At 70.6% G+C, this 7,038-nt stretch carries 9 protein-coding genes and 1 pseudogene; 2 read left to right on the plus strand and 8 right to left on the minus strand.

Annotation, left to right across the window (positions count from 1 at the left end; all coding sequences use genetic code 11):
* Positions 1 to 67: 67 nt before the first annotated feature.
* Both ACFDTH_RS16590 and ACFDTH_RS16595 read right to left on the minus strand, forming a co-directional pair.
* A complete protein-coding gene (locus tag ACFDTH_RS16590) occupies positions 68 to 919 on the minus strand; it encodes an amidohydrolase family protein (protein WP_375288671.1) in 852 nt (283 codons plus the stop codon).
* A 3-nt stretch (positions 920 to 922) separates the two neighbouring features.
* Positions 923 to 1,339 (minus strand): secondary thiamine-phosphate synthase enzyme YjbQ, encoded by a 417-nt coding sequence (locus ACFDTH_RS16595; RefSeq protein WP_375288678.1) that lies wholly within the window; start codon positions 1,337 to 1,339, stop codon positions 923 to 925.
* Between the two features lie 46 nt (positions 1,340 to 1,385).
* Between ACFDTH_RS16595 and ACFDTH_RS16600 the strand changes: the two genes are divergently transcribed.
* Positions 1,386 to 2,417, plus strand: coding sequence for an NAD(P)H-dependent flavin oxidoreductase (locus ACFDTH_RS16600; RefSeq protein WP_375288672.1), 1,032 nt, complete (start codon positions 1,386 to 1,388; stop codon positions 2,415 to 2,417).
* Between the two features lie 22 nt (positions 2,418 to 2,439).
* Here the strand turns inward: ACFDTH_RS16600 and coaD are convergent, their stop codons facing one another.
* The 3 genes from coaD to ACFDTH_RS16615 are packed head-to-tail and all read right to left on the minus strand — an operon-like array spanning position 2,440 to position 4,102.
* Positions 2,440 to 2,940, minus strand: coding sequence for a pantetheine-phosphate adenylyltransferase (gene coaD / locus ACFDTH_RS16605; protein ID WP_375288673.1), 501 nt, complete (start codon positions 2,938 to 2,940; stop codon positions 2,440 to 2,442).
* On the minus strand, positions 2,937 to 3,806 hold the full coding sequence (locus ACFDTH_RS16610) for a polyprenyl synthetase family protein (protein ID WP_375288674.1): 870 nt from the start codon (positions 3,804 to 3,806) through the stop codon (positions 2,937 to 2,939). Before ACFDTH_RS16610 ends, coaD begins: the two co-directional genes overlap by 4 nt.
* 50 nt (positions 3,807 to 3,856) lie before the next feature.
* Positions 3,857 to 4,102, minus strand: coding sequence for an exodeoxyribonuclease VII small subunit (locus tag ACFDTH_RS16615; protein ID WP_375288675.1), 246 nt, complete (start codon positions 4,100 to 4,102; stop codon positions 3,857 to 3,859).
* Between the two features lie 66 nt (positions 4,103 to 4,168).
* Between ACFDTH_RS16615 and ACFDTH_RS16620 the strand changes: the two genes are divergently transcribed.
* The gene (locus tag ACFDTH_RS16620; RefSeq protein ID WP_375288679.1) at positions 4,169 to 5,518 is read left to right on the plus strand and encodes an NAD-dependent succinate-semialdehyde dehydrogenase; all 1,350 of its coding nucleotides are present in this window, start codon (positions 4,169 to 4,171) and stop codon (positions 5,516 to 5,518) included.
* Here ACFDTH_RS16620 and ACFDTH_RS16625 read toward each other — a convergent pair whose 3' ends face one another.
* The 3 genes and pseudogenes from ACFDTH_RS16625 to prfC form a co-directional block, all read right to left on the minus strand.
* Positions 5,519 to 6,592 carry a serine hydrolase domain-containing protein gene (locus ACFDTH_RS16625; RefSeq protein ID WP_375288676.1) on the minus strand — a complete coding sequence of 358 codons (1,074 nt, stop codon included), beginning with the start codon at positions 6,590 to 6,592 and terminating at the stop codon, positions 5,519 to 5,521. It abuts the gene before it with no gap.
* A complete protein-coding gene (locus tag ACFDTH_RS16630; RefSeq protein WP_375288677.1) occupies positions 6,589 to 6,789 on the minus strand; it encodes a hypothetical protein in 201 nt (66 codons plus the stop codon). The genes ACFDTH_RS16625 and ACFDTH_RS16630 overlap by 4 nt, the downstream gene beginning before the upstream one ends.
* A gap of 55 nt (positions 6,790 to 6,844) precedes the next feature.
* Positions 6,845 to 7,038, minus strand: a pseudogene (gene prfC / locus ACFDTH_RS16635) (peptide chain release factor 3); the annotation flags it as partial.

Genomic DNA, 7,038 nt, shown 5'->3' on the forward strand with positions numbered 1-7,038 from the left:
AGATCAAGGTCAGCGTGCTGATCCACGAGGACGAGACCGAGCTGGCGGTGCGCGTCCTGCATACGGCTTACGGGCTGGACGCAGACGAGGCGGCCTGAAGCCCGAACAGGGCGCGGGCGTTGCCGTAGCGGATCCGCGCCCGCTCCTCGGGGGTAAACGGCAGCGCCTCCAGTGCAGCGAGGCTCTGCGCAAGCGAGAGCTGCGGATAGTCCGAGCCGAACAGCACGTGGTCGACGCCGACGTTGCGGACCGTCCAGACGAACTCCTCCGCGATCGGCGAGCCGGCGACCAGGACGGCGGTGGCGGACAGGTCGAAATAGATGTTGTCGCCGAACAACCCCTCGGCGGTGCGGGCGGCCTTGAGGATGTTCCAGAAGCGGAAGGCCATGCCGCCCAGGTGCGCGAAGACGAATCGCGTCTTGGGTGCCGCTAAGGCCAGGTTGAACAGCGTCTCGCAATCGCCGGGCAGGATGCCGGCATTGTCCATCAGCACGATCACCCCGCGCTCGCCGGCGCGGCGGACCAGCGCCAGCACGCGCGGATCGGCCGCGTCGAGCTTCTGGGTGTGCGGGTGGATCTTGAGCACCTTGACGCCCAACCCGGCGACGCGGTCCAGTTCGTCGAGGGCCGCGGCACCGTCATAGGGGTGAACGGTGGCGATCGGCAGCAGCTTCGGGTGACGCTTCGCCAATGCCAGCAGCGCCTCGTTGGCGGCGCGCACTTCCGCGGGCTTGCCGGCGAGCGCCTGGTTGGGGCCGCCGAACCACATCGTGCCGAGCCCGGCAACGTCGCCGCTCTTCGCCTCATAGTCGCGCAGCGACGCCTCGCCGTCGTGCAGGTGGACATGGGCGTCGAACACCGGCTGCGCCGAGGCGGGCGGGCCGACCAGCAGGGCGGCGATCAGGAGCAGGCGTCGCATCATTCACTCTCCGATCAGGTGCGCCGCCACCTTGCGCCGATGCGGTGCGGCGCGGTGCTCGAACAGGTACATACCTTGCCAGGTGCCCAGCACCGGGCGGCCGCCCGCGACCGGGATCGACAGCGACACCGCGGTGAGTGCGGCGCGCAGGTGGGCGGGCATGTCGTCCGGGCCCTCGTCGTCATGTTCATAGTCGCGGCTCTCGGGGGCGATCCGGGCGAAATAGCGCTCCAGGTCGCGGCGGGCGGCGGGAGCGGCATTCTCCTGGATCAGGAGCGAGCAGGAGGTGTGGCGGACGAACAGGGTGAGCAGGCCGGCGGTGATGCCGCTGCCCGCCACCCAGCGGACGACCTCCGCGGTGAACTCGTGAAGGCCGGCGCCGGGCGTGGCGATGGTGAGTTCGGTCTGCGTCTGCTGCATGGCGGTCGCTTGCCGGAAAGCGCCGCGCGCGGCTAGGGCAGCGGCCATGACCGAAATGCTCTCCACCGGCGCCGAGCGCCTCCATCGCCGCATGGCGCGCGGCGCCGCCTTCCTGGGGTGCGAAGTCGCGATCCTGGGCGGCGCGATGTCCTGGGTAAGCGAGCGCAACCTGGTGGCGGCGATCTCCAACGCCGGCGGCTTCGGGGTGATCGCCTGCGGGGCGATGACGCCCGCGCTGCTCGATGCCGAGATCGCCGCGACCAAGGAGCTGACGAGCAAGCCCTTCGGCGTGAATCTGATCACCATGCACCCCCATCTTTCCGCACTGATCGAGGTCTGCGCCAGCCATCGCGTGGGCCATGTCGTGCTCGCCGGCGGGCTGCCGCCCAAGGGCTCGCTGGAAGCGATCAAGGCGGGTGGCGCCAAGGTGATCTGCTTCGCGCCGACGCTGGCGCTCGCCAAGAAGCTGATCCGCAGCGGCGTCGATGCGCTGGTGATCGAGGGGATGGAGGCGGGCGGGCATATCGGCCCGGTCTCCACCAGCGTGCTGGCGCAGGAAATGCTGCCCGAGATCGCCGAGGCAGTGCCGGTGTTCGTGGCGGGCGGAATCGGCCGGGGCGAGGCGATCGCCGGCTATCTCGACATGGGTGCGGCCGGCGTGCAGCTCGGCACGCGCTTCGTCTGCGCCACCGAATCGATCGCGCACGCCAACTTCAAGCGCGCCTTCATCCGCGCCTCCGCCCGCGACGCGGTGGCGAGCGTACAGATCGACCCGCGCCTGCCGGTGATCCCGGTGCGCGCGCTCAAGAATGCCGGCGGTGAGCTGTTCACCGCCAAGCAGCGCGAAGTGGCGCAATCACTGGACGAGGGCGCGGTGGCGATGGCGGAGGCGCAACTCGCGATCGAGCATTACTGGGCGGGGGCGCTGCGCCGCGCGGTGATCGACGGCGACGTGGAGCATGGCAGCGTGATGGCGGGCCAGTCGGTGGGGATGGTGACCCAGGAAGAGCCGGCGCAGGCGATCATCGCCACGCTGATGGCGGAGGCCGCGCAGGCACTGGAGCGGCGCGCAGCCTGATCGGGACGCTCGGCCCGCCGGGTCAGCCCAGCCGGCCGCTCTTCTCCACCCGCGCCACCACCTCGTCTCGCACCTGCGGGGTGACGAACTTGCCGATTTCGCCGCCGTAGAGCGCGATCTCCTTGACCAGCTTCGACGCGATCGGCTGGAGCGCGACGTCGGCCATCAGGAACACGGTCTCGACCCGGCTGTTCAGCTGCTGGTTCATCCCCGCCATCTGGTATTCGTACTCGAAATCGGCGACGGCGCGGAGGCCGCGGACAATGATGGAGGCCCCTTCCCGCTCGGCGAAGTCCATCAGCAGGCTGTTGAACTGGACGACACGGATGTTGCCCTCGATCCGCGCCACCTCGCGCTCCACCATCGCCATCCGCTCGTCCAGCGAGAACATCGGCGACTTGGACGCATTGGTAGTGACGCCGATCACCAACTCGTCGACCAGCTTCGCGCCGCGCTTGATGATCGAGACATGGCCGAGGGTGATCGGGTCGAACGTGCCCGGATAGACGCCGATACGGTTCACCTGTCCCTCCCCAGAACGAAGCGCGCGATGTCGCGCAGCAGGTCCGCCTCGGGACCGAAGGCATGGAGGTGCGCCACCGCCTGGTCGACCAGCATCGCACAGCGCGCACGCGCCTCCTCGACGCCGAGCAGCGATACGAAGGTCTCCTTGCCCATCGTCTCGTCCTTGCGCAGCCTTTTGCCCGCCAGCACCTCGTCCCCCTCCACGTCGAGCAGGTCGTCCGCGATCTGGAAGGCGAGGCCGACGTCCCGCGCATAGCCGCGCAGGCCGGTACGCCCCTCGGGCGGCAGGCGACCGAGTATCGCGCCCGATTCGACGCAGCAGGCGATCAGCGCGCCGGTCTTCATCGCCTGCAGCCGGCCGACCATGGCGAGCGAGAAGGAGGTGGTCTCCGCCGCAATGTCCATCATCTGGCCACCCGCCATCCCGATCGGTCCCGCGGCACGCGCCAATTCCAGGACCAGATCGGCACGCACGGCGGGATCGGGATGCGTGTCCCGATGCGCGAGCCATTCGAAGGCGAGCGCGTGAAGACAGTCGCCGGCGAGGATCGCGGTCGCCTCGTCGAAGGCCTTGTGGACGGTGGGCTTGCCGCGGCGCAGGTCGTCATCGTCCATCGCGGGCAAATCGTCGTGGATCAGCGAGTAGACGTGGATCGCCTCGATCGCGAGGCCGGTACGCGCCGCATGCTCCGGATCGACCGCGAACAGCCGCGCGGTGGCAGCGACCAGCAATGGGCGAAGCCGCTTGCCGCCACCGATCGCGGCATGGCGCATCGCGGCATACAGGCCGCCCCGCCCGTCGTCCTCGGGCGAGGCCAGCAGGAAGGCGAAGCGGCGGTCGGTTTCGGCCGCGATCTTGACCATGGCGTGCGCCAGGGCCGTCGAGGCGCCGGGAACGGCCGCGACCGCCACCGTCATCCGGCGGCGAACGGCTTGGTGCCGGCCGCGCGCCCTTCCGCATCGGTGCGGATCGCCTCGATCCGGGCCTGGGCCGCATCGAGCCGGTCGGCGCAGCGGGCGCGCAGCGCCGAGCCGCGCTCATAGAGCCGGATCGACTCCTCCAGCGTCTCGTCACCGCTTTCCAGCCGGGTGACGATCGCTTCGAGTTCCTTGAGCGCTGCCTCGAACGAGAGCGCCTCGGGCGCGGGTTCCTCTGCCATCGCCGCAGCTATGGCGTGCGGCGCGGATGAGGGCAACCGCGTGCGGCGCGCATGCGTTCGGCGGGCATGTTCACCAGCACCAATCCCGCCACCGGCGACGTGATCGCCACCCATCCCGAACTCACCGCCGCCGAGGTGTACGCCGCGCTGGATCGCGCGCAGGCGGCCTATCGCGACTGGCGGCTGACCGCGCCGGAGGAGCGCGCCGCGCTGCTCGAGCGGATCGCCGAGCGGTTCGAGGCGGACAAGATGGCGCTCGCGGAAATGGCGACGCGCGAGATGGGCAAGACGCTCAACTCCGCGGTCGCCGAGGTGGAGAAATGCGCGGCGGGCTTTCGCCATTACGCGCAGAACGGGCCGGCGATGCTGGCCGACCCAGAGGTGCCCGGCGCCGCCACCGCGCGCTGGCTGCCGATCGGCGCGGTGCTGGCGATCATGCCGTGGAACTTCCCCTATTGGCAGGCGGTGCGCTTTCTGGCGCCGGCGATCATGGCGGGCAATGTCGCCTTGCTGAAGCACGCCTCCAACGTGCAGGGCTGTGCGCAGGCGATGGTGGACGCGGTGATCGGCGCGGGGGCGCCGGCGGGGCTGTTCCAGAACCTGGCGATCCGCAGCGACACGGTGGCGGAGCTGATCGCCGACCCGCGCGTCGCGGCGGTGACGCTGACCGGCAGCGAGGGCGCGGGCATGGCGGTGGCGCAGGCGGCGGGCAAGGCGCTGAAGAAGGTGGTGCTGGAACTGGGCGGCTCCGATCCCTTCATCGTGCTGCCTTCCGCCGATCTGGAGAAGGCGGTGGAGACCGCGGCCAAGGCGCGGGTGCAGAATGCCGGCCAGTCGTGCATCTGCGCCAAGCGGATGATCGTCCATGCCGAGGTCTATGACGCCTTCCTTGAGGGGTTCGTGGCGGCGATGGCGCGCGTGAAGGCGGACGATCCGATGGATGCGGCGAGCGACATCGGTCCGCTTTCCAGCGAGGCGCAGCAGCAGACGGTGCTCGATCAGATCGCGATGCTGGAGAAGGCGGGCGCGCGGCGGCTGGTCGGCGGCGAGGCGCTGCCGGGCAAGGGCGCGTATCTGTCCGCGGGCGTGCTGGTCGACGTGCCGGCGGACGATCCGGTGGCGGAGGAGGAGTTGTTCGGCCCCGTGGCGACGGTGTTCCGCGCCGATGACTTCGACCATGCGATCCGGCTGGCCAACGCGGTGCCGTTCGGGCTGGGATCGAGCGTGTGGACGCAGGATGCCGGGGAGCGCGAGCGGCTGATCCGCGACCTCGACTGCGGGATGACCGCGGTGAACGCGATGCTGGCGAGCTCGCCGGAAGCGCCGTTCGGCGGCACCAAGCGCTCGGGCCACGGGCGCGAGCTGGGGCCGTGGGGCATGCACGAGTTCATGAACCTGAAGACGGTGTGGGGCTGATCAGAGCCCCGCCGCAGGCCAGCCCTGGGCAGCCGCCAGCGCCGCGGCGATCTCGGCGGCGAGCAGCGCGCCTTCCTCGCCGTTGGTCATCACCACCAGTCCGTCGCCGGTCTCGGCGAAGATCATCGCCAGCGCGCGATAGCCGACATTGCTGCCGCGATGGCCGAAGCGGAGCGTGGCGCCCTTGCCGGCGATCTCCAGGCCGAGGCCGTAGCCGGGAGAGGTACGCGCGATCATCTCGCGCGCGGCCTCGCTGTTCAAGCTCCCGAACAGGCGAGCGAGATCGGCGGGCGTGGTCCACAGGCCCGCGGCAGCCGCCTCCGGGTAGAGGTGCCAGCCGCCGGGGACGACCTGCCCCGCGGCATGGCCGCGCGCTGCGCCGGGCGGTGCGACGAAGCCGCTCGCCGTCATGCCGAGCGGGCGCAGCACCTCCGCCTCCGCCAGCGCGGGATAGGGGCCGAGCGCGTCGGTGACCGCGAGTTCGGCGACCTCATAGCCGCCGCCCGAATAGGAGAAAGCGCCCGGCGGCGTGGCGGAGCGCACCGCCTCGGTGTTCGCGGGCGGCGTGCCATCGAGGATCTGAGGCAAAGTCGGCAGCGGCGCACCTTGCGGATAGCCGGGAAAGCCGTGGACGCCCAGCCCGGCGGTATGGCCGAGCAGCGCACGCAGGGTGAGGCCGGGCGGCGGGCGCCAGCGCTTCAGGTAGCGCGCGACATCCGTGTCGAGATCGAGCGCACCGCGCCCCGCCAGCCGCACGATCGTCAGCGCTGCGACCGTCTTGCTGATCGAGGCGGCCTGGAAGGCGGTGGCGGCGGTGACCGGCGCGCAGGTGGCGGCATCGCGCACCCCCCAGCCCCGCGCCCAGGCGAGCGCGCCGCGGCGGATCAGCGCGACGCCGACGCCGGGCACCTTGTGGTGGCGCATCCGCGCGGCGAGCGGTTCGCCCGCGACCTTTGCCTCCAGCGCGCGGGTGGCCACATTCTGGACGCCGCCGAGTTCGGAGGCTGGCCAGGCGCAGGCGAGCGCGGGAGCCGGGAGAAGTGCCGCACCGAGAAATGCGGCGAGGCGGATCAACGCAGCGCGGCGCGCGTCCAGGTGACCAGAACGGTGGCGCCGCCGATGCCGACCTTCACCATCGATTCAGCCTTGGCGACATCCGCCTTGGCATCGGCAAGGTCGATGTCGAACGTCAGGCTGGAATGGGAGGGACGGGCCGCGATCGCGACCAGCAGCAGCGCGAATGCCCCGAGCGTGATCCTGCGGCGGTTCATCGAACATCTCCCTCTCGCGACCGCGTCTATCACGCCCGCGCGACGACTACAACTGTCATCGTTCGCGTGTGGCAAGGAAACGTACCTTCGAATAGCGATCGGCAATGTAGCCGACCTCCCAGGCCGATTTGGCGAGGAACACGGGATTGCCGTCGCGGTCCTTGGCCAGGGCGGCGCGGTTGAGGTCGGTGAAGTCCTTGAGGTCCGCCGCCTCCCCTGCGATCCAGCGCGCGGTGTCGAACGGCGCGG

The organism is Sphingomonas sp., from assembly GCF_042096255.1.
Taxonomy (GTDB): domain Bacteria; phylum Pseudomonadota; class Alphaproteobacteria; order Sphingomonadales; family Sphingomonadaceae; genus Sphingomonas.

Coding starts and splice junctions, on each gene's coding strand:
- ACFDTH_RS16590 (WP_375288671.1), bottom strand. CDS start 919: ATGCGACGCCTGCTCCTGATCGCCGCCCTGCTGGTCGGCCCGCCCGCC.
- ACFDTH_RS16595 (WP_375288678.1), bottom strand. CDS start 1,339: ATGCAGCAGACGCAGACCGAACTCACCATCGCCACGCCCGGCGCCGGC.
- ACFDTH_RS16600 (WP_375288672.1), top strand. CDS start 1,386: ATGACCGAAATGCTCTCCACCGGCGCCGAGCGCCTCCATCGCCGCATG.
- ACFDTH_RS16610 (WP_375288674.1), bottom strand. CDS start 3,806: ATGGTCAAGATCGCGGCCGAAACCGACCGCCGCTTCGCCTTCCTGCTG.
- ACFDTH_RS16615 (WP_375288675.1), bottom strand. CDS start 4,102: ATGGCAGAGGAACCCGCGCCCGAGGCGCTCTCGTTCGAGGCAGCGCTC.
- ACFDTH_RS16620 (WP_375288679.1), top strand. CDS start 4,169: ATGTTCACCAGCACCAATCCCGCCACCGGCGACGTGATCGCCACCCAT.
- ACFDTH_RS16630 (WP_375288677.1), bottom strand. CDS start 6,789: ATGAACCGCCGCAGGATCACGCTCGGGGCATTCGCGCTGCTGCTGGTC.